Origin of the sequence: Paraburkholderia sp. C35 (assembly GCF_003121405.1) — a bacterium.
In the GTDB taxonomy this organism is placed as follows: domain Bacteria; phylum Pseudomonadota; class Gammaproteobacteria; order Burkholderiales; family Burkholderiaceae; genus Paraburkholderia.
Genome location: NZ_QBUY01000022.1, coordinates 1 through 21,176, shown reverse-complemented (window position 1 = coordinate 21,176; position 21,176 = coordinate 1). Strand labels below are relative to the sequence as shown.

Annotated in this window: 21 protein-coding genes and 1 pseudogene; 5 read left to right on the top strand and 17 right to left on the bottom strand. The window is 61.9% G+C overall.

Annotated elements, in window-relative coordinates:
* Positions 1-8 precede the first annotated feature (8 nt).
* The 5 genes from rfbD to DK391_RS15860 all read right to left on the bottom strand — a co-directional run bounded on the left by rfbD (position 9) and on the right by DK391_RS15860 (position 4,504).
* Positions 9-902: a dTDP-4-dehydrorhamnose reductase gene (rfbD, locus tag DK391_RS15880; protein ID WP_109478928.1), complete on the bottom strand. Its 894-nt coding sequence runs from the start codon at positions 900-902 to the stop codon at positions 9-11.
* A complete protein-coding gene (gene rfbC, locus DK391_RS15875) occupies positions 899-1,450 on the bottom strand; it encodes a dTDP-4-dehydrorhamnose 3,5-epimerase (protein WP_109478927.1) in 552 nt (183 codons plus the stop codon). The genes rfbD and rfbC overlap by 4 nt, the downstream gene beginning before the upstream one ends.
* On the bottom strand, positions 1,435-2,328 hold the full coding sequence (gene rfbA, locus DK391_RS15870; protein ID WP_109478926.1) for a glucose-1-phosphate thymidylyltransferase RfbA: 894 nt from the start codon (positions 2,326-2,328) through the stop codon (positions 1,435-1,437). Before rfbA ends, rfbC begins: the two co-directional genes overlap by 16 nt.
* A gap of 11 nt (positions 2,329-2,339) precedes the next feature.
* Complete coding sequence (rfbB, locus tag DK391_RS15865; protein WP_109478925.1) at positions 2,340-3,401, bottom strand: dTDP-glucose 4,6-dehydratase; 1,062 nt, start codon at positions 3,399-3,401, stop codon at positions 2,340-2,342.
* Positions 3,402-3,601: 200 nt separating this feature from the next.
* Positions 3,602-4,504 carry an NAD-dependent epimerase/dehydratase family protein gene (locus DK391_RS15860; RefSeq protein ID WP_109478982.1) on the bottom strand — a complete coding sequence of 301 codons (903 nt, stop codon included), beginning with the start codon at positions 4,502-4,504 and terminating at the stop codon, positions 3,602-3,604.
* A 383-nt stretch (positions 4,505-4,887) separates the two neighbouring features.
* Here DK391_RS15860 and DK391_RS15855 point away from each other — a divergent pair, with 383 nt between their 5' ends.
* Entirely contained in the window at positions 4,888-5,736 is an 849-nt protein-coding gene (locus DK391_RS15855; RefSeq protein WP_109478924.1) for a symmetrical bis(5'-nucleosyl)-tetraphosphatase, read from the top strand.
* 21 nt (positions 5,737-5,757) lie between these two features.
* On the opposite strand, the gene DK391_RS15850 is transcribed toward DK391_RS15855, so the two are convergent.
* From DK391_RS15850 to DK391_RS15815, 8 genes are all read right to left on the bottom strand, one after another.
* The gene (locus DK391_RS15850; protein ID WP_109478923.1) at positions 5,758-6,609 is read right to left on the bottom strand and encodes a lysophospholipid acyltransferase family protein; all 852 of its coding nucleotides are present in this window, start codon (positions 6,607-6,609) and stop codon (positions 5,758-5,760) included.
* A 48-nt stretch (positions 6,610-6,657) separates the two neighbouring features.
* Complete coding sequence (locus DK391_RS15845; protein WP_109478922.1) at positions 6,658-7,935, bottom strand: dihydroorotase; 1,278 nt, start codon at positions 7,933-7,935, stop codon at positions 6,658-6,660.
* A 60-nt stretch (positions 7,936-7,995) separates the two neighbouring features.
* Entirely contained in the window at positions 7,996-9,036 is a 1,041-nt protein-coding gene (locus DK391_RS15840) for an aspartate carbamoyltransferase catalytic subunit (RefSeq protein ID WP_109478921.1), read from the bottom strand.
* 95 nt (positions 9,037-9,131) lie between these two features.
* Positions 9,132-9,644 (bottom strand): bifunctional pyr operon transcriptional regulator/uracil phosphoribosyltransferase PyrR, encoded by a 513-nt coding sequence (pyrR, locus tag DK391_RS15835; RefSeq protein WP_109478920.1) that lies wholly within the window; start codon positions 9,642-9,644, stop codon positions 9,132-9,134.
* Positions 9,631-10,071: a Holliday junction resolvase RuvX gene (ruvX, locus tag DK391_RS15830; RefSeq protein ID WP_109478919.1), complete on the bottom strand. Its 441-nt coding sequence runs from the start codon at positions 10,069-10,071 to the stop codon at positions 9,631-9,633. Before ruvX ends, pyrR begins: the two co-directional genes overlap by 14 nt.
* Positions 10,068-10,646, bottom strand: coding sequence for a YqgE/AlgH family protein (locus DK391_RS15825; protein WP_109478918.1), 579 nt, complete (start codon positions 10,644-10,646; stop codon positions 10,068-10,070). Before DK391_RS15825 ends, ruvX begins: the two co-directional genes overlap by 4 nt.
* A 249-nt stretch (positions 10,647-10,895) precedes the next feature.
* Entirely contained in the window at positions 10,896-12,305 is a 1,410-nt protein-coding gene (locus DK391_RS15820; protein WP_109478917.1) for a hypothetical protein, read from the bottom strand.
* 289 nt (positions 12,306-12,594) lie between these two features.
* Complete coding sequence (locus tag DK391_RS15815; protein ID WP_109478916.1) at positions 12,595-12,765, bottom strand: rubredoxin; 171 nt, start codon at positions 12,763-12,765, stop codon at positions 12,595-12,597.
* A gap of 263 nt (positions 12,766-13,028) precedes the next feature.
* On the opposite strand from DK391_RS15815, the gene DK391_RS15810 reads away from it, so the two are divergent.
* Together DK391_RS15810 and cysC are read left to right on the top strand one after the other, a co-directional pair.
* Positions 13,029-13,889 carry a hydroxymethylpyrimidine/phosphomethylpyrimidine kinase gene (locus DK391_RS15810; protein ID WP_109478915.1) on the top strand — a complete coding sequence of 287 codons (861 nt, stop codon included), beginning with the start codon at positions 13,029-13,031 and terminating at the stop codon, positions 13,887-13,889.
* A 408-nt stretch (positions 13,890-14,297) separates the two neighbouring features.
* Positions 14,298-14,885 (top strand): adenylyl-sulfate kinase, encoded by a 588-nt coding sequence (gene cysC / locus DK391_RS15805; RefSeq protein WP_239482850.1) that lies wholly within the window; start codon positions 14,298-14,300, stop codon positions 14,883-14,885.
* A gap of 133 nt (positions 14,886-15,018) precedes the next feature.
* Here the strand turns inward: cysC and groL are convergent, their stop codons facing one another.
* Both groL and DK391_RS15795 read right to left on the bottom strand, forming a co-directional pair.
* Positions 15,019-16,659 carry a chaperonin GroEL gene (groL, locus tag DK391_RS15800; RefSeq protein ID WP_109478914.1) on the bottom strand — a complete coding sequence of 547 codons (1,641 nt, stop codon included), beginning with the start codon at positions 16,657-16,659 and terminating at the stop codon, positions 15,019-15,021.
* 44 nt (positions 16,660-16,703) lie between these two features.
* The gene (locus tag DK391_RS15795) at positions 16,704-16,994 is read right to left on the bottom strand and encodes a co-chaperone GroES (protein ID WP_028372031.1); all 291 of its coding nucleotides are present in this window, start codon (positions 16,992-16,994) and stop codon (positions 16,704-16,706) included.
* A 585-nt stretch (positions 16,995-17,579) separates the two neighbouring features.
* Between DK391_RS15795 and DK391_RS15790 the strand changes: the two genes are divergently transcribed.
* Both DK391_RS15790 and DK391_RS15785 read left to right on the top strand, forming a co-directional pair.
* Positions 17,580-18,401, top strand: a complete 822-nt coding sequence (locus DK391_RS15790) for a GAF domain-containing protein (protein ID WP_109478913.1) — start codon at positions 17,580-17,582, stop codon at positions 18,399-18,401.
* 259 nt (positions 18,402-18,660) lie between these two features.
* Positions 18,661-18,873, top strand: coding sequence for a hypothetical protein (locus DK391_RS15785; RefSeq protein WP_109478912.1), 213 nt, complete (start codon positions 18,661-18,663; stop codon positions 18,871-18,873).
* Positions 18,874-18,958: 85 nt separating this feature from the next.
* Here DK391_RS15785 and DK391_RS15780 read toward each other — a convergent pair whose 3' ends face one another.
* Both DK391_RS15780 and DK391_RS44880 read right to left on the bottom strand, forming a co-directional pair.
* Complete coding sequence (locus DK391_RS15780) at positions 18,959-20,017, bottom strand: hypothetical protein (protein ID WP_109478911.1); 1,059 nt, start codon at positions 20,015-20,017, stop codon at positions 18,959-18,961.
* A 453-nt stretch (positions 20,018-20,470) separates the two neighbouring features.
* Positions 20,471-21,176, bottom strand: a pseudogene (locus tag DK391_RS44880) (hypothetical protein); the annotation flags it as partial.

Sequence of the window (21,176 nt, the reverse complement as noted above, 5' to 3'; positions counted from 1 at the left end):
ACGCCAGATTAAAGCGTGAAGAGATCGTCGAGTGCCAGCGCGAGACCGGCTTGCCAGCTGGCCCGCGTCAAACCGAAACGCCGATCGAACGCGCCGTTGTCCAGCACCGAATACTGAGGCCGGCGCGCAGGCGTCGGATAGGCATCCGACGGGATCGGCTCGACACTCGTTGTCTTGACAGGCACCTTCTCCGACGCGCGCGCCGCGTCGATGATCGCGCTGGCAAAGCCATGCCACGAAGTCTCGCTCGCTGCCGTCATGTGATAGATGCCCGACTTGAATTGCCCTGCGGCGCGCTCGCGCTGCGCCTGTGCCACGACATGCGCGGTGAGATCGGCGATCATGCGCGCCGGTGTCGGCGTGCCGATCTGATCGGCGACCACGCGCAGCGTCTCGCGCTCGGCTGCCAGCCGCAGCATCGTGCGCAGGAAATTGCGGCCACGCGTCGCGTACACCCACGTAGTACGGAACGTGAGCCAGTCGCCGCCAGCTGCCTCGATTGCCTGTTCGCCCGCGAGCTTGGTGCGGCCATATGCATTCAGCGGCGAGACGGCAGCGTCTTCGAGGTACGGCGTGCGCGCCGTGCCGTCGAACACGTAGTCCGTCGAATAGTGCAGGAACAGCGCGCCATGCTTGCGCGCGGCTTCGGCCAGCACGCCGACCGATTCGCCGTTCACACGCTGCGCGAGTGCTTCGTCCGTCTCGGCGTTATCGACAGCTGTGTAAGCCGCAGCATTCACGATGACATGCGGCTGCACGTCCGCGACGAGCTGCGCCAGCGTTTCGGGTTTCGCGAGATCGGCGCGTTCGCGATCGCACGCGATCACCTCGCCGAGCGGCGACAGCGCGCGGCGCAACTCCCAGCCGACCTGCCCGTTTCGACCCGTCAACAGAATTTTCACGCGTACACCTCGGCTTCACTCAACGGACGCCCGGCCGCATCTTTCGCTGCGACCTGAGGCGCGCCGTCGACAGGCCATTCGATGCCCAGCGCAGGATCGTGCCACAGCAGGCTGCGTGCGTGTTCGGGGAACCAGTAATCGGTTGTCTTGTAGAGGAAGTCGGCGCTATCCGAGGTCACGCAGAAGCCATGCGCAAAGCCCGGTGGCACCCACAACTGCCGCTGATTCTCCGCGGACAGCACCACGCCGACCCATTTGCCGAAGTTCGGCGAGCTCTTGCGAAGATCGACGGCAACGTCGAACACTTCGCCCTCGACAACGCGCACGAGCTTGCCCTGAGCATGCTCGATCTGATAATGCAGGCCACGCAACACGCCCTTCACGGAGCGCGAATGGTTGTCCTGCACGAACAGTGCATTGCCATCCACCTGTTCCGCGAACTCACGCGCGTTGAAGCTTTCGTAGAAGAAGCCACGCGCATCGCCGAACACCTTCGGCTCGATAATCTTGACTTCAGGAAGCGCCGTGGCGGTTACCGTGATGGCCATGCAACTTGGTCCTTCAAGAGATTCAGCAAATATTGGCCGTAGGCATTCTTGGCGAGCGGCTTGGCCAGCTTCGCCAGTTGCTCGTCGTCGATCCAGCGGCGGCGATACGCGATCTCTTCCGGACACGCCACCACCAGCCCCTGCCGCTTCTGCAGCGTGGCGATGAAAGTAGCCGCCTCGATCAGCGAATCATGCGTGCCCGTGTCGAGCCACGCGAAGCCGCGGCCCATGATTTCGACGTCCAGCTTTTTCTGCGACAGATAGCGCGAGTTCACATCCGTGATCTCGAGCTCGCCGCGCGCCGAAGGTTTGATATCGGCAGCAATATCGCAAACTTGATTGTCGTAGAAGTACAGGCCTGTGACCGCGTAGTTCGAACGCGGCTGCGCGGGCTTTTCTTCGATCGACAGCGCGCGGAAGTCCTTGTCGAACTCGACCACGCCGTAACGCTCCGGATCCTGCACGTGATAGGCGAAGACCGTCGCGCCGTCCGTGCGCGCATCGGCACGCTCGAGCTGCTTGACGAGGTCGTGACCGTAGAAGATGTTGTCGCCGAGAATCAGCGCCGACGGATCGTTGCCGACGAATTCCTTGCCAATGATGAACGCCTGCGCCAGGCCATCGGGCGACGGCTGCACCGCGTACTGGATATTCATGCCCCACTGGCTGCCGTCGCCGAGCATGGTCTCGAAGCGCGGCGTGTCCTGCGGCGTGGAGATGACCAGCACGTCGCGGATGCCCGAGATCATCAGCGTCGACAGCGGGTAGTAGATCATCGGCTTGTCGTACACGGGAAGCAGCTGCTTCGATACGACGTGCGTGATCGGATAGAGCCGCGTGCCCGAACCGCCCGCGAGAATAATGCCCTTGCGCGCCATGGTTGCCGCCCTTACGCGCGTTGCGCGTAGTTCGTTTCGACCCACTTGCGGTACTCGCCCGAAGCGACTTCATCGACCCATTGCTGGTTGTCGAGATACCACTGGACTGTTTTCGCGAGACCCGTTTCGAAGGTTTCAGCCGGCTTCCAGCCAAGCTCGCGCTCGAGCTTGCGCGCATCGATCGCGTAACGGCGGTCGTGGCCCGGACGGTCGGTCACATAAGTGATCTGATCGCGGTAGGAGCCTTGCGGCTTCGCGCGCTTTTCGTCGAGCAGGTCGCACAGCGTGTGCACGACTTCGAGATTCTTCTTCTCGTTCCAGCCACCGACGTTGTATGTCTCGCCCGGCACGCCGCGCGCGAGCACTTCGCGGATCGCGCTGCAGTGATCGCCGACATACAGCCAGTCACGCACATTCTGACCGTCGCCATAAACCGGCAAAGGCTTGCCCGCGAGCGCATTGGCGATCATCAGCGGGATGAGCTTTTCGGGGAACTGGTAAGGGCCGTAGTTGTTCGAGCAGTTGGTCGTCAACACGGGCAGACCGTACGTGTGGTGATACGCGCGCACGAGATGATCAGAACCCGCCTTGGTCGCCGAATACGGGCTGTTCGGTGCGTAAGGCGTGGTTTCGGAGAATTGCGGATCGGTTGCCGACAGCGAGCCGAACACTTCGTCCGTGGAGACATGCAGGAAACGGAATGCTGCTTTGTCAGCATCGTTTAGCGTGTTCCAGTACGATCTTGTTGCTTCGAGCAAGGTGAACGTGCCGACCACATTGGTCTGCACGAAATCGGCGGGACCGTGAATCGAGCGGTCGACGTGGCTTTCGGCGGCGAAATGCAACACCGCGCGCGGCTTGTGTTCGGCAAAGAGTGTGTCGAGCGCGGCGCGATCGCAGATGTCGGCGCGCACGAACACATGGCGAGGATTGTCCTGTTGAGACTTCAACGTGCCCAGATTGCCGGCATAGGTGAGCTTGTCCAGATTCAGGACTGGCTCATCGGAGGCATTCAACCATTCAAGCACGAAATTGGCGCCGATAAAGCCGGCACCGCCCGTTACCAGGATCATGGGATTCCTTCTTGAGATTTTCTTTAGCCGAGTGGACCGCGTACCGAGACGGCAGCGATCTGGCAATTATTGCCTGACCGGCCGAAACCGCCGGCAAAGCTGACCGGGCGTCACACGGGCGCACGTGGGTTCATAACCGGCCATTATAAAGGTGTCGAAGAGAAACTCCAGCGCACTAACAAACTGAGACAGTTTGTAAATCAGGCCAGAGATAGCATCCAGCCGATGGTGTCTTCGAGCTCGATGGCGGGCATGTCAGGCACCACGCGATTCAGCCTTTTAGCCGAACCAACCAGCACCTTGACTTCATTTTGACGGACGAAGGCGGGATTTACGCGAATTTCCAGATCGTGGCCGGAAGCCTCGCGGACGATATCGAGAATATCTGTCAGGGTGCGCGGACTGCCGCTGCAGACATTGAGTGTTTCGCTTGCAACGGGCGCTTCAAGCAGCGCGCGATAAGCCCGCGACACCATACGCACATCAGAAAAATCGCGTGCAACGTTGATATTGCCCAATTCGATAAAGGGCCGTCGACGGACAAAATGGGAAACGATTTTCGGGACTAAGAACCGCTCGGATTGACCGCGCCCCGTGTAGTTGAAAGGCCGTGTGACAACGATAGGAAGCCGGTCGAACCATGTCCGCACCAGATGTTCCATCGCCAGTTTGCTCGCCGCGTAGTGATTGACGGGCGCGGCGGGCACGTCCTCGTCGACTACCCCTTCCGCGTTGCCATAGATGTTCGCGCTGCTCGCAATCAGGATCTTGCGCGGCTCGTGACCGACATCGACGCAGGCTTGCAGCAGATTCGTCGTACCGATCACGTTGACGTTGTACATTTCCAACGGATCGTCATGCGCGACGAAGCTGATGGCCGCCAGATGGACGATGAATTCCGGCTTCAGTTCGCCGATCAGGCGGCGGCAATCCGGCAGCGACGTGATGTCGAGTGCCCGTTCACCTGGCTGCGGCTCTCCGGCCGTCGTGCCAATGACCTCGTAGCCCGCATCGGCGAGTTCCTCGCGCACGTAGGCGCCAGTGAAGCCGCTCGCTCCCGTGATGAGAACGCGATGGATGATCGGCTTAGACGGATGCCGCAAACCCTTTCCTCCCTGATGAGTGCCTGTGACTGCGCGGTGCGCCGGCGGCGGGCGATCATATCTGACGAATAAATCGACCCCGTTCATTCCGGACGCTCGTGGGAGGCTAGTTTGGCGGTGAGAAATTCGCGCAAAAATCCGAAAAAAATCAAAATAATTCCGCGCTTGCGGTGGGATCGTCGACGTGGCGGCACCTGTACGGGCATCCTTGCACGCTTCTTTCGTCGCGCTTTCGCTCAACTCGCGGCCGACGTCGAACCTGGTAACAGTTCGCGCGCTATCATGTCGCGTTGTGCAATGCAGCTTCGAATCCCTTTACGGGCAACCGGCGGTGCAACCAGACGCGTCCGCCGCCGTACCCTTCGGACCACCACTTCTTGCCGATGACCGTTTCCATCCCTTCCGCTCCCCTCGCTTTCGGCGATCTGCAGGGCTGCCGCACCCAGTTCCAGCAACTTCTCGCGAAGGCTGCGCCGCCCGCCGACGCGCCGCTCTGGTTCGCGGGCGACCTGATCAACCGAGGCGGTGAATCGCTCGCGACGCTGCGCGACATCATCGCGTTCGGCGAGCGAGCGGTGCCAGTGCTGGGAAATCACGATCTGCATCTGCTGTCGGTGTCGGCGGGAATCCGCAAATCGAAGAAAGGCGACACGATCGATGAAATCCTCGCGGCGCCTGACGCTGAAGATCTGCTGCACTGGATCCGTCATCGCCCGCTGGCCCACTACGAAAACGGCATGCTGCTCGTGCACGCCGGCGTGCTGCCGCAATGGGACGTCGATCTGACGCTGGAACTGGCCGACGAACTGCAGCGCGCGTTGCGTGCGCCGAAGTGGAAAGAGACGCTGGCCGGCCTGTACGGTAACGAGCCGAATCGCTGGAAGCCGAGCCTGAAGGGGATCGACCGCTTGCGCCTGACCTGCACGGCGCTGACACGCATGCGCTTCTGCAACGCGGACGGCACGATGGATTTTTCGTCGAGCGGCGGCATTGCTTCCGCGCCGTCGGGTTTCATGCCGTGGTTCGATGTACCGGGGCGCAAGACGGCCGACATTACGGTCGTCTTCGGGCACTGGGCCGCGCTCGGTCTGACCGTTCGCGATAACCTGATCGGTCTCGATTCAGGCTGCGTATGGGGCGAGCAGTTGTCGGCCGTCCGGCTGGCGCAGTCGCCTGCCGAACGCACGATCACTCAGGTGGAATGCGAAGGTTGCCGCGCCGACGTGCACTGAGCAACTGAGTGACACGACGCGCTACGCGTGGCGCGTCAGATCGGCGTCTGATCCGGTGAGCGGTTCTTGCGGATTACTCGCGGCAGCGTCGATGAACTGCTGCGTACGGTCAGCGATCTGACCAGAACGACGCGCCTCCGGGTCTTGCAAAGCGGCAAGCGCAGCAGCAACGGAAGCTTGCGCCTCTGCCGCCAGCAAACGCCTGTCCGCGCCCGGGGCGAGCGGCGCACCGACATACACGTGCGCCGTCAGCGGACCTCCACGGAGCAACGCATCGAGCGATTGCCCAAGCGTCAGGTCACCGATATACGCAGGCGCTGTCGACTGACGGCCCTGCGCATCCTCATACATCATGCACACGGGCTGCACCGGACGCGAAGCCGATACCGCCGCCTGAAACATGTTCGAGTGAAACGGCAGCAACTGAAGACCGTCCGACGTTGTCCCTTCCGGAAACACGCACATCAGTTCGCCCGCGTTCAACCGGTTAGCAAGCTCATGCATGATGCGCTTCGCGTCACTGCGCTTCTCGCGCTGGATAAACACCGTGCCAAGCTGCTCCGCCAGCCAGCCAACCACCGGCCACTTGCGGATCTCGGCCTTCGACACGAACGGCGTCGGACGCCACGCATTCAGCACGTAAATATCGATCCACGAAATGTGATTCGCGACGACCAGCGCGCCTTCGTCAAGCCGTGCGCCGTCGTTATGCACGACAAGACGCATCCCGCACAACTGCAGCATGCGCACCGACCATGCGCGGTTCAGTTCCAGACGCTGCTGCGCGCTGACGCGCGAAAACCGCGTCCAGATGACCCACATGCCGTACAGCAGATGCATGACCAGACGAACCTTGCGAACCGCGAGCTTCATGTTGCAAATCTTCCGCTTAACTTGCCGATCTCAACCGATGCGCAGCGCTCAACGCTGCTCGAACGCGACCTGCCCCGACACGACCGTCGCACGCACGCGCGCCGGCAGTTCGTAGCCGAGGAACGGCGTGTTGTGCCCCTGACTCTTCAATGCACGCGGCTCGACGCGCCAGTGTCCGTTGCGGTCGAACACGCAGAGGTCCGCCGTTGCGCCCGTTTCGATGCGTCCAACAGGCAGCTTCAACACGCTGGCAGGCGCCGCCGTGATGCGGTTCAGCGCTTTCGCCAGCGGAACGCGTGCTTCATCGGCCCACTTGATCGTCAGCGACAGCAGCAGTTCGAGGCCCGTCGCGCCTGGCGTCGCTTCGGCGAATGGCAGCAGCTTTTCGTCGTCATCGACAGGTGTGTGGTCCGAGCAGATTGCATCGATCGTGCCGTCCAGCAAACCCGCACGGATCACTTCCCGGTCGCGCTGCGAACGCAGCGGCGGATCGAGGCGGAACTTCGCGTCGAAGTAACCGATATCGATGTCGATCAGATGCACGTGATTGATCGTGACATCGCAAGTGACGGGCAGACCTTCCGCTTTCGCCGCACGCATCAACTCGACACCCGCCGCCGACGAGATATGCGACAGATGCACGCGCGCACCCGTCACGCGCACGAGTTCGAAGATGGTATGAAGCGCGATCGTTTCCGCCGAAACAGGCACGCCCGACAGACCAAGCCGCGATGCCAAAGGACCACTCGCCGCAACACCACCCTTCGCAAGATACGCGTCCAACGGACGTAGCCACACGGTAAAGCCATACGTGTTCGCGTATTGCAATGCGCGCAGCAGAACCTGCGTATCGACGATCGGATTGTCGGCTTGCGAAAAGCCGATACACCCCGATTCCGTCAACTCGACCATTTCGGTGATCACCTGCCCTTTCAGGCCGACCGTCAGCGCGCCGAGCGGATACACATGCGCACGGTTCAGATTGCGCGCGCGGAACTTGAGCATCTCGACGAGGCCCGGCTCATCGAGCACGGGATCGGTGTCGGGCGGACAAACGAGTGTCGTCACACCGCCCGCGAGCGCCGCGGCCATTTCCGATTCGAGCGTCGCTTTGTGCTCGTAGCCGGGTTCACGCAGCCGAGCCGACAGATCGACGAAACCGGGCGCCACGTAGAGGCCGTTCGCATCGATGGTGCGCGCCGCGTTGAAATCAGCGGGCGCGTTGCCGAGCGCGACGATCTTGCCCGCCGCGATGAACACGTCCTGTTGCTGCTCGGTGCCCGCTACCGGATCGATCAGCGTGCCGCCTTGAATATGAATCTTCATGCGCTGCCTTTATGCCTGCGTGTGCCTGATGTGTTTGCGTGTACGTGAGTCGAACGCGGATCAGTCGTTGTTACCCGCGACGATACCCATCACCGCCATGCGCACCGCAATGCCAAATGTCACCTGATTGAGAATCACCGATTGCGGACCGTCCGCGACCTGCGAATCGATTTCGACGCCGCGGTTCATCGGCCCCGGATGCATCACAATCGCATCGGGATTCGCGAGCGCGAGACGCTCGGGCGTCAGTCCCCAGCTCTTGAAGTACTCCTGCGCCGACGGCAGCAACGCGCCGCTCATCCGCTCGTTCTGCAGACGCAGCATGATGATCACATCGACGTCCTTCAAGCCTTCGTCGAGGTTGTGGAACACACGCACGCCCATCTGTTCGAGACCGCCCGGCAGCAGCGTGCGCGGACCGATCGCGCGCACTTCGGGCACGCCGAGCGTAGTCAATGCATGAATGTCAGAACGCGCAACGCGCGAATGCAGAATGTCGCCGACGATCGCCACGCGCAGATTCGTGAAATCCTTCTTGTAGTGGCGGATCGTGTACATGTCGAGCAGCCCCTGCGTGGGGTGCGCATGACGGCCATCGCCGGCATTGATCACGTGCACGTGCGGCGCGCAATGTTCGGCGATCAGGTACGGCGCACCGCTCGATGCATGACGCACGACGAACATATCGGCATGCATTGCCGACAGGTTGTTGATCGTGTCGAGCAGCGACTCGCCCTTACTCGTCGACGAAGCATTGATGTTCAGATTGATCACATCCGCCGACAGCCGCTTGGCCGCGATTTCGAACGTGGTGCGCGTGCGCGTCGAGTTCTCGAAGAACAGGTTGAACACCGATTTGCCGCGCAACAGCGGCACTTTCTTCACTTCGCGATCCGTCACGCTGACGAACTGCTCAGCCGTGTCGAGAATGTGCGTGACGATCGAGCGCGGCAAGCCTTCGATGGTCAGCAGATGCTTCAGCTCGCCGTTTTTCGTGAGCTGCGGATTGCCCTTCAGGAAACCGTAGCGAAACCGCTCCGCTGATGCGGCGTTGTCGGTCGTATCGGTGGAACCTTGGGGAACCGGGTTGGGCGTGTTCATGGTCTTCCTGAATCAAGACTTGGGACTGCGGGTATTGCGGATTGCTGGTGAGCGATGCTGCGCGCTGTTGATATGCACGACGCTGAAGCGTTCGCTCAATCTGCGCGCGGCTCGGTGTGAAACGCGAAGCGGTCGCCGTCGCGCGAGAGCACGAGCGTCGAGTTGGCGGGCACGTCGATCGTGCCACCGACAAAGCGCGCTGCCACCGGCAACTCGCGCCCGCCGCGATCGGCGAGCACCGCGAGTTCAACCGATGCGGGACGTCCGTAATCGTACAGTTCGTTGAGCGCCGCGCGCACGGTGCGGCCCGTGTACAGCACGTCGTCGACGAGCACGATGCGGCGGTTGTCGACTTCGAATGGCAGCGAGGTCGGGCTGGCCTGCGTGTGCAAACCTTTCTTCGCGTAGTCGTCGCGATGCAGCGCAACGTTGACGACGCCGAACGTCGCTACGTTCAGGTCTTTGGCGAGACGCTCGACGAGCCATGCGCCGCCGCTATAGATGCCCGCGAGCACCGCGCCGTCCGGACCACCCAGCGCGTCGCCATAGGCAGCGCGAATCTGTTCGAGCACGGCGCGATACAGCGCCTCGGCGTCAATGGAACTCATGATCGTCGGTCAGTCCGTCCAGATATTGCTGAAGAATGATGCACGCGGCTTCGGCATCGAGCATGCCGGCCTGACGCGATCCATTGCGGATACCCGCCTCCGCTTCAACCGACGAGTAACGTTCGTCGACCCACGAAACGGGCAGATTGAAGCGTCCGTTCAGCTGGTTGCCAAAGCGTTTGGCGAGTTGGGTTCTTTCGTGCGGCGTGCCATCGGGATGCATCGGCAGACCGACGACGAGCGCGTCGGGCTTCCACTCGTCGATGAGTTTGCCGACGGCTTCGAAGCGATATTCGCGATTGCGGTTTTGCAGCACGACGAGCGGGCGCGCGCTGCGCGTGAGCGAATTGCCCACCGCTACACCGATACGTTTTTCGCCGTAGTCGAACGCAAGCAGCGTCGCTTCACGTCCGGCTACACCGCTCATGCGTGACCCGCTTCGCCGGAGAGCATCGAAGACGAAATGCCGAGCAGCGCGAGCGCCGCTTCGAAGCGGTCTTCGGCGGGTACGTCGAACACGATTTTCGGATCGGCCTGCACTGTCAGCCAGCCGTTCTTCGAGATTTCGTCTTCCAGTTGGCCGGCGCCCCAGCCGGCATGGCCGAGCGTCAGCAGAAAACGGTCCGGACCCCGACCGCTTGCGACGGCTTCGAGTACGTCCTTCGACGTGGTCATCTCGAGCCCGCCCGGCACCTGCATCGACGATGTATACGTCGTGCTTTCCGATTTGTCATGCAGCACGAAGCCGCGCTCGGTTTGCACCGGACCGCCGAAATACACGGGAACATGCAGCAGAGGCTCGATTTCGAGCTTGAGATCGATGCGATTGAAGAGCGCTTGCAGATCGATATCGGTCGGCCGGTTGATGACGAGGCCGAGCGCGCCGCGCTCGCTGTGATCGCAAAGATAGACCACCGTTCCTGAAAACGTAGGGTCCGCCATGTTGGGCATGGCGATCAGGAACTGGTTGGTCAGATTGATGCGATCGTTACTCTTGGACATAGGTCGAATTTTAGCAAAGACGGTGCGCGACTGCGGGGCCCGCGCCATGCGCCGGAATCATGCACCAGACTGTATGCAGAAGCGCGCGGCCGACAGGATCGCAGTCCATGAAACTGCACTCTATCACGCGCTCAGGCCTCACCGGGAACGACGAGCGTGCGCTATCGCCGGCACGGTTGGCATAGTGTGAAGAAGAGGGCTAGAGCGCTCTCGTTGGGCTGGGTGTCGTGCGCGTCGGGCGCCCGTCGGCTAGGCGCTGCCCTGCTCGATGGCGCGTGTGAGCGTGGCCAGCACGGTTGTTGCGGATTGCGGCGCAATGCCCGCCGCGACCTTGTGCAGCATTGCGCGCAACGCCTCGGCGGCAGCCTCGAGCGAGCGCGCATCGGGCGGTTCCACCACGATGTGTGCACGCACCGCAGGCGTCGACACGCCCGCATGCGCGCGACGGCGCCACGCGAGGCCGAGCGCGTCGGCGAGTAGCGCGACCTGGCCAAGTCCAAGCGCCGATGCCGCCGCGCCCAGACGGTACGCCGCGTCGCCTGCCTGCAGCGCGGCGCTGGGATCGGCTTTCTGCGGATTGTCGGCGGCGCGCGCGTGATCGGTCAGCGCGGCAATGGCGACGTCGGCCGTTTGCAGGAAATCTTCGTAGGCGTTGGCGTTGACCGTCAGCACGCCGAGGTCGCGCGTCATCGCGACATGCGCTGCCAGCGTTTCGGCTTGATGCGCACCCGCTTCCCACAACGCTTCCGATGCCTGCGTGCCCGCGATGTGCCAATCCACTGTCAGGCCATAGTCGCGAAGCAGTTCGACATGCTCGGTGTCCTCGGCAGCTGCGCCGAACAGCGCGTAGTCCCGCCACAGCAGCGCGAGCGTCGCGCGCACCAGCGAGCGTGGCGCGAGGGGGATGCCGCGCTCCTCATCGGCGAGCGCCATATTGCAGCGCGCGTAGAAACGGCGCGTGTCGAGGTCTTCCACACTGCGACCGCCCGCACGCAGCGCGCGCGAACATGCCAGCGCGAGACGCCAGAAATCGTAAGGATCGGGACCGGACAGATCGACGAGACATCTGTCGAGATCGTCGAGCGCGGCATTGACGGCGCTCGCCACGGCACTCGTGCTGACATTGCCCTTGGAACGCAGCACGGGTAGCAGCGCCTGTTCGTAGCGAGCACGCAAATGCGCAAGGCGCGCCGCCGATTGCGAACGCAGCGACACGGGCGGAATCGGCCGGCCAGCGAGCGCGATGTCTTCGAACGTGACGCTGTAGCCAGGCGTGTGCTGCGCGATATGCGTGCTGAGCGCGCGGTAGTGATCGAAAAGTGCAGCCGAACAGTTGAGCTCGCGCAGATTGCGCCGCTCGAGCGCCGCGCGGAACGCGCGCAACGCCGCGCCGAAAGTGGCGCGCGCGGCCGCTTCCTCGGCGAGACCGCTCGCGGCCATCGGTGAAACGAGCAGTAAGGCGTCGGTGAAACGTTGCGAGGCGTGCCAGCCTGCCTCGCGCAACGCGCGCCCGGCAGTCAGCAGTTGTGCCGTCATGTCGCGACGCTGGCCGAAAGCGTCGAGCGCGTCGGCAATCGCCTGCTCCGCGGGGCGAACGGCGCCGCCGCGGGGATTGGGAAGAGCGTCGAGCGTCTCGGGCGATGCGGATCGAAGAGTCATGAGCAGGCTGCGTGAACGCCGGCGTAGTCAGGCGGCATCGATACTGCGCCACCGGAACAGCCGGTATGGCGAAAGTCGTGCAGTAGTGCAATTGCCGGGCCAGGAACCGGATTGCTCCGGCATAGCCCCAAACAGTGCCGCCCGCGATCAGCTGCGAGCAGAGCTCAGTGACGAGTATTCTTGCGACAGCACGCGCGCGCGGATGTTCCATCGCGCGCGCAAACGATTCATTTCAGATCGGTCTTCCTTGCACGGCGCGCGAAGACAGCGCGCCGCCGCGAGGTGGAGATCAGATCTCCACCATCTCGAAGTCTTCCTTGCGCGCGCCGCACTCGGGACAGGTCCAATTGATGGGAACATCTTCCCAGCGCGTGCCCGGCGCGATTCCTTCCTCTGGCAGACCGGCTTCTTCATCGTAGATCCAGCCGCAGATCAGGCACATCCAGCTCTTATATTCCATTCTTGAGTCGCGTCGAAAAGTCCGTGGAAACGGGAGCCATGATGGTACCGTGTTGCCGCCCCCATGCCTAGCGGATGCGGGGTCCGAGCGGCCAGTTGCGACACTTTGCGACGTTATGTGTGGCCGCACGCGCCGACAGATGCGAAAAAGTGCCTCGCCAGCCTATAAGGCCGCATAATTGAGCCGGCTGTGGGCGGCTTGCGGGCGCGTGTCGCGCGCGTGGCGGCCCACGAACATTCCGTTCATCGACCAACCAAAATTTCATGGCCAGCAACACCCCTCCGATCGTACTCACCTTCGGCCTGTCCGACCCGACGGGCGGCGCCGGACTGCAAGCCGACCTGATGACGCTTGCCAGCATGGGTTGCCACGGCGTGTCCGTGCTGACCGGCTATACGGTGCGCGACTCGGCGAGCTGCGACGAGGTCACCGGGCTCGACCCGGAAGTCGTCGCAACCCAGGCGCGGATGCTGCTGGAAGACATGCCGATCGCCGCCTTCAAGGTCGGCGCGGCCACGCGCGCTGAAGTGGTCAGCGCGATCGCCGAAGTCGTCGCCGATTACGACGACATCCCGCTCATCCTCGCGCCCGACTTCACGCTCGACGACGAACACGTGCTCGCCGCCGACGAACTGCGCGAGGCCATCGCCGATCTGCTCGCGCCGCAAACCACCCTGCTGGTCGCCGACACGTCCGCCCTGCTCGCGCTCGCGCAACCCGACGGCGACGCGGAAGCGCCCTCGCTGGATGCCGCGATTTCGCATCTGCTGTCGCAAGGTTGCGAATACATCCTGTCGACGGAAACGGGCACGCACCGATTGGTCAATACGCTTTATAGCGAAGACGGCCAACTGCGCCAGGATATGTGGGACCGCGGGCAGCAACGCATCATGGGTATCACCGATACGCTCGGCGCTGCAATCGCCGCGCTTCTGGCGAACGGTCAGGAACCGGCTGAAGCAGTGCGTGAAGCGCAGGAGTATCTGTTCCAGGCAACGCAAGCCGCATTTCGTCCCGGAATGGGCGCATATCTTCCCGATCGTTTCTTCTGGGCGCGCAGCAGTGAAGACGAAGTGCCGCTGGGCGGCGGCACGGATGCGTCGCCGGGAGAGGCGCGGCATTGAATGTTCATGGCACGCCGTATCCGGATAGCGCATTGATATTTGCTTACGTCTAGCGCCGATTTTGATACGGGCGTATTACAGTGGTAATCATCTGTTACAGCAGTAAGCATGCTTAGATAGTACAATTACGGACTGTAAAGTTTCCTGATTGACCGTTTGGTTGACACCGATTGATGAGCGCGGCGTCCAGACTCGCGCCATCCATCAAACGCGTAACGAACGGCAAACCGCTGCCTCCCCCCGGCCGCAAAACACGGAAAAACCGAATTGGACGATCTTCGCCACAGCGCTGCTGATGCCACGTCCGAGCCGCTTGCCCACAGCATCTCAGGCAGCACGACGACGCTCCCACGCCCGGCTCGCGACGAGCAGCAAAGCCGCTCCCCCTCTGAGCGCATTCAACCTTTCATTCAGCGTTTCAACAGCACGATCTCTGGCGCAGACCGCTCGGTGATGCTTGGCCACAAGCCTGTCACCGTCTGGCTGACGGGCTTGTCGGGCGCAGGCAAATCGACCATCGCGTTCCGCCTGGAACGCGAGCTCATGGCAATGGGACGCTTGTGCTACGTGCTCGACGGCGACAACGTCCGCCATGGCCTGACAAGCGATCTGGGATTCTCGAAGGAAGACCGGCGCGAAAACATTCGACGCGTCGCGCATGTCGCGCGTCTGATGAACGATGCCGGACTGATCGTCATCGCCGCGCTGATTTCGCCGATGCACGAAGACCGGGACATGGCCCGCGCCATCGTCGGCAGCGACAGATTCGTCGAGACTTATGTGTCCGCTTCAGCAAACGATTGCGCTAAGCGGGACCCCAAAGGGCTTTATGCAAAGGCCCAGGCGGGCACCATCGCTTCGTTCACAGGCGTGTCCGCGCCGTATGAGCCGCCGCTTCATCCCGAAGTACTCGTCGACACAACCGCGTTGACGGTAGCGGATAGCGTATCGCGTGTGCTCGACCATTTGCGCCTGCACTTCCTGCTGAAGCGCTGACCGCTTCCCGCGCGACCAAAGGCGCGATAACAGAAGCACCAAAAGAAAAACCCGCATCGCTGCGGGTTTTTCTTTTGGCACGAGAAGCACGCCTCTCAGCGTGCCTCCCACATGCATTCCAGTTACCTGGAAATTACATGTCCATGCCCATGCCGCCCATGCCGCCGGGCATGCCGCCAGCCATCGGTGCATCTTCCTTCGGCAGTTCGCAGACAGCTGCGTCCGTCGTCAGCAGCAGGCCAGCAACCGAAGCTGCGTTCTGCAGTGCCGTACGCGTCACCTTCGTCGGGTCGACAACACCGGCTTCCACCAGGTCGCCGTACTCGCCCGTTGCTGCGTTGTAGCCGTAGTTGCCCTTGCCTGCTGCAACTGCTGCCACCACGACGCTGGCTTCTTCGCCGCCGTTCGTGACGATCTGGCGCAGCGGCTCTTCCATTGCGCGCAGAACGATCTTGATACCTGCGTCCTGGTCAGCGTTGTCGCCCTTCACGCTGCCGATTGCGCTGCGTGCACGGATCAGTGCCACGCCGCCGCCAGCCACGATGCCTTCTTCCACAGCTGCGCGCGTTGCGTGCAGTGCGTCTTCGACACGTGCCTTCTTTTCCTTCATTTCGACTTCGGTCGCAGCGCCAACCTTGATCACTGCAACGCCGCCTGCCAGCTTGGCAACGCGTTCTTGCAGCTTTTCGCGGTCGTAGTCCGACGTCGCTTCTTCGATCTGCGTGCGCACTTGCTTTACGCGCGCTTCGATGCTTGCTGCTTCGCCAGCGCCGTCGATGATCGTCGTGTTTTCCTTGCCCACTTCGATGCGCTTCGCTTGACCGAGTTCGTTCAGCGTTGCCTTTTCGAGCGTCAGGCCGGTTTCTTCAGCGATGACCTGGCCACCCGTCAGGATAGCGATGTCTTCGAGCATGGCCTTGCGGCGGTCGCCGAAGCCCGGAGCCTTGACAGCAACCGTCTTCAGGATGCCACGGATGTTGTTGACGACCAGCGTAGCCAGTGCTTCGCCTTCGACGTCTTCAGCGATGATCAGCAGCGGACGGCCAGCCTTCGCGACCTGTTCCAGTACCGGCAGCAGATCACGGATGTTCGACACCTTCTTGTCGTGCAGCAGCACGAACGGGTTGTCCAGAACGGCGACTTGCTTGTCCGGGTTGTTGATGAAGTACGGCGACAGGTAGCCGCGGTCGAATTGCATACCTTCGACAACGTCCAGCTCGTCTTGCAGCGACTTGCCGTCTTCAACCGTGATGACGCCTTCCTTGCCAACCTTGTCCATGGCTTCAGCAATGCGATCGCCGATCGACGTGTCGCTGTTTGCCGAGATCGCGCCGACCTGTGCGATTTCCTTGTTGGTCGTGCAGGGCTTGCTGATCTTGCGCAGTTCTTCGATCGCTGCAGCAACAGCCTTGTCGATACCGCGCTTCAGGTCCATCGGGTTCATGCCCGATGCAACGTACTTCATGCCTTCGCGAACGATCGACTGGGCCAGAACCGTTGCCGTCGTCGTGCCGTCACCGGCGTTGTCGCTGGTCTTGGAAGCGACTTCCTTGACCATTTGCGCGCCCATGTTCTGGAGCTTGTCCTTCAGCTCGATTTCCTTCGCGACCGAGACACCGTCCTTGGTGACCGTCGGGCCGCCGAACGAGCGCTCGAGGACCACATTGCGGCCCTTCGGACCCAGCGTGACCTTCACTGCATTGGCGAGAATGTTCACGCCTTCAACCATCTTGGCACGGGCGGAATCGCCGAACACGACGTCTTTAGCTGCCATCTTCTAACTCCTTGAATTCTTGAGAATGAACCGGAAACAAGTGATTACTTGTTGACAACGGCCATGATGTCTTCTTCGCGCATCACCAGCAGTTCGTTGCCGTCGACCTTGACGGTCTGGCCTGCGTACTTGCCGAACAGGACGCGGTCGCCGACCTTCACGTCGAGCGCGATGGGAGCGCCCTTGTCGTCACGCTTGCCCGGACCGATAGCCAGCACTTCGCCTTGATCCGGCTTTTCTGCTGCTGCGTCGGGGATCACGATGCCCGATGCGGTCTTGGTTTCCTGATCCAGACGCTTGACGATCACGCGATCATGCAAAGGACGAAGGTTCATGGATAGATCCTCTCTTGATTGGGACTGAAGAACGCTGAGGTATGCCGGCTGGCAATGCCAACCGGCGGTGTTGTTAGCACCGGCAGTGTTGTTAGCACTCTCGTGCGGTGAGTGCTAATTATATGGACGGGGAATTACAAATTCAAGAAGGGTACTGACGGATTTATCGAAATTCGTCTAACCCCATGTTTTTTCTACAAAAACATCGTCTGGACCACATTGCCCGGGCGCTTCCGGGCCTGCGCACCGACCATCTCACGGAAACGGGCCGCAATGTGGTGGCACGAACTTAACGCCCGCGAATTTGTTGGTTAAATCGGTCAGGTCCGTCGAAATCGATCGCAAGAAGCCGTTGTCCGATGCCGGAAAGCCGCTCGTCAGTGCGGTGGGAAGCCAGCCTCGTACTCCCGCATGACGGCGCATGTCGAACACGCGGCACGACGCTTGCGCCGACCGGATAGCGCCGACCTCCGCGCATCACTCAGTCTTCAAGTCGCACGTCTGCTCGCGCCCAGCGGCGCGTGTAAGGCGATTCGACTTCTAGCTGGATCCGAACTGGTCTGATTCGAATGCTGGGGAACAGCGATGCACAACCCGGATAAGGTCAAAATCCGCGATTCGCGTGGCGATGCCGTTGACGGGGGCAGTCTGGACGAACTCCTGTCTGAACTGTCGTCCATCGTGGCGAGCGCACTGGACGCACGCCATTGCGTCATCCATTTGCTGACCGAACGGCAGGCGGCTGAAATCGGTCTGCGTCAACGCGCCGGATTCGTCGACAACGCCAGCGCCAGCGCCGGCTCCGACGTCGTGAACGTACGCGAGAGCGACAGCCGTGGTCCGTACACGATGGTGCTCGAACGTGCGAGCGTCGCCGCGCGCGCAACCGCGATCGAAGTTACTGGTGAATGCCAGCTCAGCGACAGCATGTTCGCTCCCCTGCTGCTGCGGGGAAAGACCATCGGGATTGTCTACGCCTATCGGCCGCTGAAGAAGCCATGCTTTGACGCCGATGATCTGCGTCTGCTGGAAAACCTCTCGCTGCTGGTCGTCAAGGCGCTGCACGTCAACCAGATCCAGCAGTTGATGAAATCCCGCTTTACCCAGGCGGCGCTGACCCGGTCATCGGAAAAGACCGTGCGGGAAATCATCGCGGGATCGGCGCAGAACCCGAACCAGATTGCCAAGATTCTCGCGAAATCGTTTTACCGCGAAATGACCAATGCGGGCTTCAATTTCAGCCAGATCATTCATGCCGCGTCGGAGATCATCTCCGAGCTGAGCAACAGCGTACGCAAGCATAAGAACTCACGTAACCGACGGGTTCAGACTGCAAGAGCATCCGACGAAGGATCTTTGTCGCGCGAGGCCGAACTGGCAAACGAGATACTCGATAGGACTGGTTGATTGCCTGCACTGTTGGGCAAGCTTCGCGCCGATACTTCAGTACTCCAATCAAATGCAAGCAATGGATCGCTTGCTGTTCTGCGATCGCATGCGCCTTCTTTTCTCCGCTTTTTTGCAGGTCGTTCGCAATGGCGCGACGTTGCGCCGTGTTCTGTGCGACGCCGTACAGCCTCCATTTCTGCGCCCGCCTAGACTCCCGAAAACATCGCCGAATTGAATGAACTGGCGAAGAACATCGTGAAGCTTTTCGGGTTGAATCATGACTAACGCTATCCATGCCGTACGTCGTTTCCAGTCCCTGTCGGACTTCGTGAAAGAAGCTAGGGAAAAGCCCGCTTCGAATCCTCGCATCGAGAAAGCCTTTCTCATGCCGATAGAGGCATCGAGCCATGTAGTCATTTCCCAGGAAGCTAGCCGGCGGCTAGCGGCAGAACAACAGATGGAACAGCAACAGTGGGACTGGGAAATCTAGCGAGCGGCAGCGCCTTCGTGGAACCCTAAAAGGATGCCGCTGCGATAGTAACGCGACCGCAACGAATCTGACGAGTCGAATCGCCCTACTGCTGAACCCCGGGCGCATTGGCGTCGCTGCTGCCGCCCGACACGGGTGCGTAATCTGGATTGATCGCCGTCGACGTGCGTCGCGCCACAGCGTCTGTTGAAGGACGCGTCGCATTATCGGCGGGGATGCCGGGCGGTAGAGGAGGAAGCGTCGGCAAGGCCATCGCATTGGTCGCGACACGTTGCTGCGGCGGCGCACGCCGCGTCGGTGCTGCTGCCGTCGCGCGCGCGGGAGCGCTCTCTGAAAGCGGCTTCCAGCCATTTGAAACGATTGCGCGCTCGAGCAGAATCTGAGCGTCCTTGCTACCGGAATCGGCGGCGAGCGCCTGATTCGCCTGCTTCACCACGCAACTCCAGATCACGTCTTTTGCGCAGATGGTGGCCACGCGCAACGCCGCATCGCGTTCGTTCTCGCGATCCGCGATGTCGGCTTGCATCCGTAACGCGTCGGCATTGCGAGGCGCAACAGCCAGCACCTGGGCGACGGCCGCCTTCGCAGCAGCCAGATTCCTCTGTTCGAGACTGGCGCGCGCGACGCCCAGCGCGGCGGACACGTTGTTGCCGTATTGCCCCGCGGCAGGCGCGGCACCTGTCATCGCTGGCGAATTGGACATGCGCGCAGAAGCGTCAGCGCCTGACGGCATCGTGCTGGGTGGCAGCGCGCTGCTCGCGTCATTGACGCCCGTTTTCATCGGTTCGACAAAGTCGTCGTTCCGATGACTGGCGCCGAGTCGCTGGAAACCAACTCCGGCGAGCACGACCATCAACGCGAACACCGCGCCGCCCACTACGATGCGACGCGGCGGCTTTCTCCAGAACGGGTATTGAATGGCGGGCAGCGTTTCCGGCAGATCGGACCAGCGAATTTCAGGCAGCGATGCGTCGTCGGAATCGTCGTCGGCAGCCGGCGACGGCGCCTTCCTGACCGCCCGCAACTGGGTTTCCGCGCGTTTCGGCTGAGCGCTTGCGATGGGTTGACTGACGCCGCAATACGGACAGAACGCGACGTGCTGATACAGGACGCCGCCGCAACGCGTGCACGGTGTCGGGAACATCTGGACGGATCTCATATCAGCGGACATGCCTGAACCCTTAGCTGTTGTGCGCGATGCCATCCACATGCTGAAGATCGAAGTTGATGCAAACGGCCGGGTCGGCGGAACTTGCGATCCAAATCCGCTGATAAGCGGTACGCCCAGTTCTTTCGTCGTGGGCATGCAGGGTGTGCAATGTTTGATTTTTCGCACGGACCGTGCGGTCGTGTTTGTTGTCTCTCACACACATGCGCCGCGATTCCGTCCGAATGTCTGCGGCGACGGGCGTTCTGGCGGATTCGGGCGAAGTTCGAGCCGCGCGCCCGTGCGCATGAAACGAGCGCGCGTGCTTCTTCGTCGGGAGCGGCATCGAGCAGTGGACCTGCAGACGTGGCGATGCGTCGATAAACCGTACCCGGTCAACCGACGCATCTTTCGAACCCGACGACAGATGCCGTCAGCCCGCACACACGATCACTTTTTGCCCGTGAGACCGGAAAGCGGCGCGAGCAGACCTCCGCTACCACCACTACCGCCATTGCCTGCCGCGCCCGTCAGCCCGTTGAGCAGGCCCGCGACAGGTGCGAGCAGTCCCGAAGCGCCATTCGATGAACCCGACGTTCCGCCGACGGCGCCCGACACCGGCAGGCCCGCTAGCAGGCCGCCGCCCTTCGATCCACCTGACGCGCCAGACGCATGATTGCCAGTAAGCGATCCAAGCAGCGACGTGACAGGCGCGAGCAAGCCGCCTGAACTATTGGCGCCAGCGCCCGGCTGTTGCGCGCCGTTATTGTTCGCGACACCGTTGCCGTTTCCGCTTCCGCTGTTGTTGCCAACGGTGATCGGCACGATGGGGACGCTGATCGCGCCGACGTTGACGGCGAGATTGACGATGGGATCGAGCAAGCCCGTCGTCAACTGGTTGATGCCGGAACCGTTGCCCGATCCCTGACCGGTGGTGGGCGGCGTTCCGCCCGTACCGCCAGTTCCACCAGTGCCGCCGGTGCCTCCGCCGCCTGAGCCTGGATTGCCGCTTCCGCCTCCGCCACCTGGATGCCCGCCGTAGCCGCCATCGCCGCCTGAGCCGGAACCTCCGCCACTTCCGCCTCCGCCACCCCCCCGCCCACCCGACGCACGGCGGCCACGTCGGCCGGCTGCTGCGCGCAATCGGCAAGGGCGG

What these genes read in the sequence shown, in the direction of transcription:
- rfbC (WP_109478927.1), bottom strand. Translation starts at nt 1,450, where the DNA reads ATGGCCATCACGGTAACCGCCACGGCGCTTCCTGAAGTCAAGATTATC.
- rfbA (WP_109478926.1), bottom strand. Translation starts at nt 2,328, where the DNA reads ATGGCGCGCAAGGGCATTATTCTCGCGGGCGGTTCGGGCACGCGGCTC.
- rfbB (WP_109478925.1), bottom strand. Translation starts at nt 3,401, where the DNA reads ATGATCCTGGTAACGGGCGGTGCCGGCTTTATCGGCGCCAATTTCGTG.
- DK391_RS15855 (WP_109478924.1), top strand. Translation starts at nt 4,888, where the DNA reads ATGACCGTTTCCATCCCTTCCGCTCCCCTCGCTTTCGGCGATCTGCAG.
- DK391_RS15850 (WP_109478923.1), bottom strand. Translation starts at nt 6,609, where the DNA reads ATGAAGCTCGCGGTTCGCAAGGTTCGTCTGGTCATGCATCTGCTGTAC.
- DK391_RS15845 (WP_109478922.1), bottom strand. Translation starts at nt 7,935, where the DNA reads ATGAAGATTCATATTCAAGGCGGCACGCTGATCGATCCGGTAGCGGGC.
- DK391_RS15840 (WP_109478921.1), bottom strand. Translation starts at nt 9,036, where the DNA reads ATGAACACGCCCAACCCGGTTCCCCAAGGTTCCACCGATACGACCGAC.
- pyrR (WP_109478920.1), bottom strand. Translation starts at nt 9,644, where the DNA reads ATGAGTTCCATTGACGCCGAGGCGCTGTATCGCGCCGTGCTCGAACAG.
- ruvX (WP_109478919.1), bottom strand. Translation starts at nt 10,071, where the DNA reads ATGAGCGGTGTAGCCGGACGTGAAGCGACGCTGCTTGCGTTCGACTAC.
- DK391_RS15825 (WP_109478918.1), bottom strand. Translation starts at nt 10,646, where the DNA reads ATGTCCAAGAGTAACGATCGCATCAATCTGACCAACCAGTTCCTGATC.
- DK391_RS15820 (WP_109478917.1), bottom strand. Translation starts at nt 12,305, where the DNA reads ATGACTCTTCGATCCGCATCGCCCGAGACGCTCGACGCTCTTCCCAAT.
- DK391_RS15815 (WP_109478916.1), bottom strand. Translation starts at nt 12,765, where the DNA reads ATGGAATATAAGAGCTGGATGTGCCTGATCTGCGGCTGGATCTACGAT.
- DK391_RS15810 (WP_109478915.1), top strand. Translation starts at nt 13,029, where the DNA reads ATGGCCAGCAACACCCCTCCGATCGTACTCACCTTCGGCCTGTCCGAC.
- groL (WP_109478914.1), bottom strand. Translation starts at nt 16,659, where the DNA reads ATGGCAGCTAAAGACGTCGTGTTCGGCGATTCCGCCCGTGCCAAGATG.
- DK391_RS15795 (WP_028372031.1), bottom strand. Translation starts at nt 16,994, where the DNA reads ATGAACCTTCGTCCTTTGCATGATCGCGTGATCGTCAAGCGTCTGGAT.
- DK391_RS15790 (WP_109478913.1), top strand. Translation starts at nt 17,580, where the DNA reads ATGCACAACCCGGATAAGGTCAAAATCCGCGATTCGCGTGGCGATGCC.
- DK391_RS15785 (WP_109478912.1), top strand. Translation starts at nt 18,661, where the DNA reads ATGACTAACGCTATCCATGCCGTACGTCGTTTCCAGTCCCTGTCGGAC.
- DK391_RS15780 (WP_109478911.1), bottom strand. Translation starts at nt 20,017, where the DNA reads ATGTTCCCGACACCGTGCACGCGTTGCGGCGGCGTCCTGTATCAGCAC.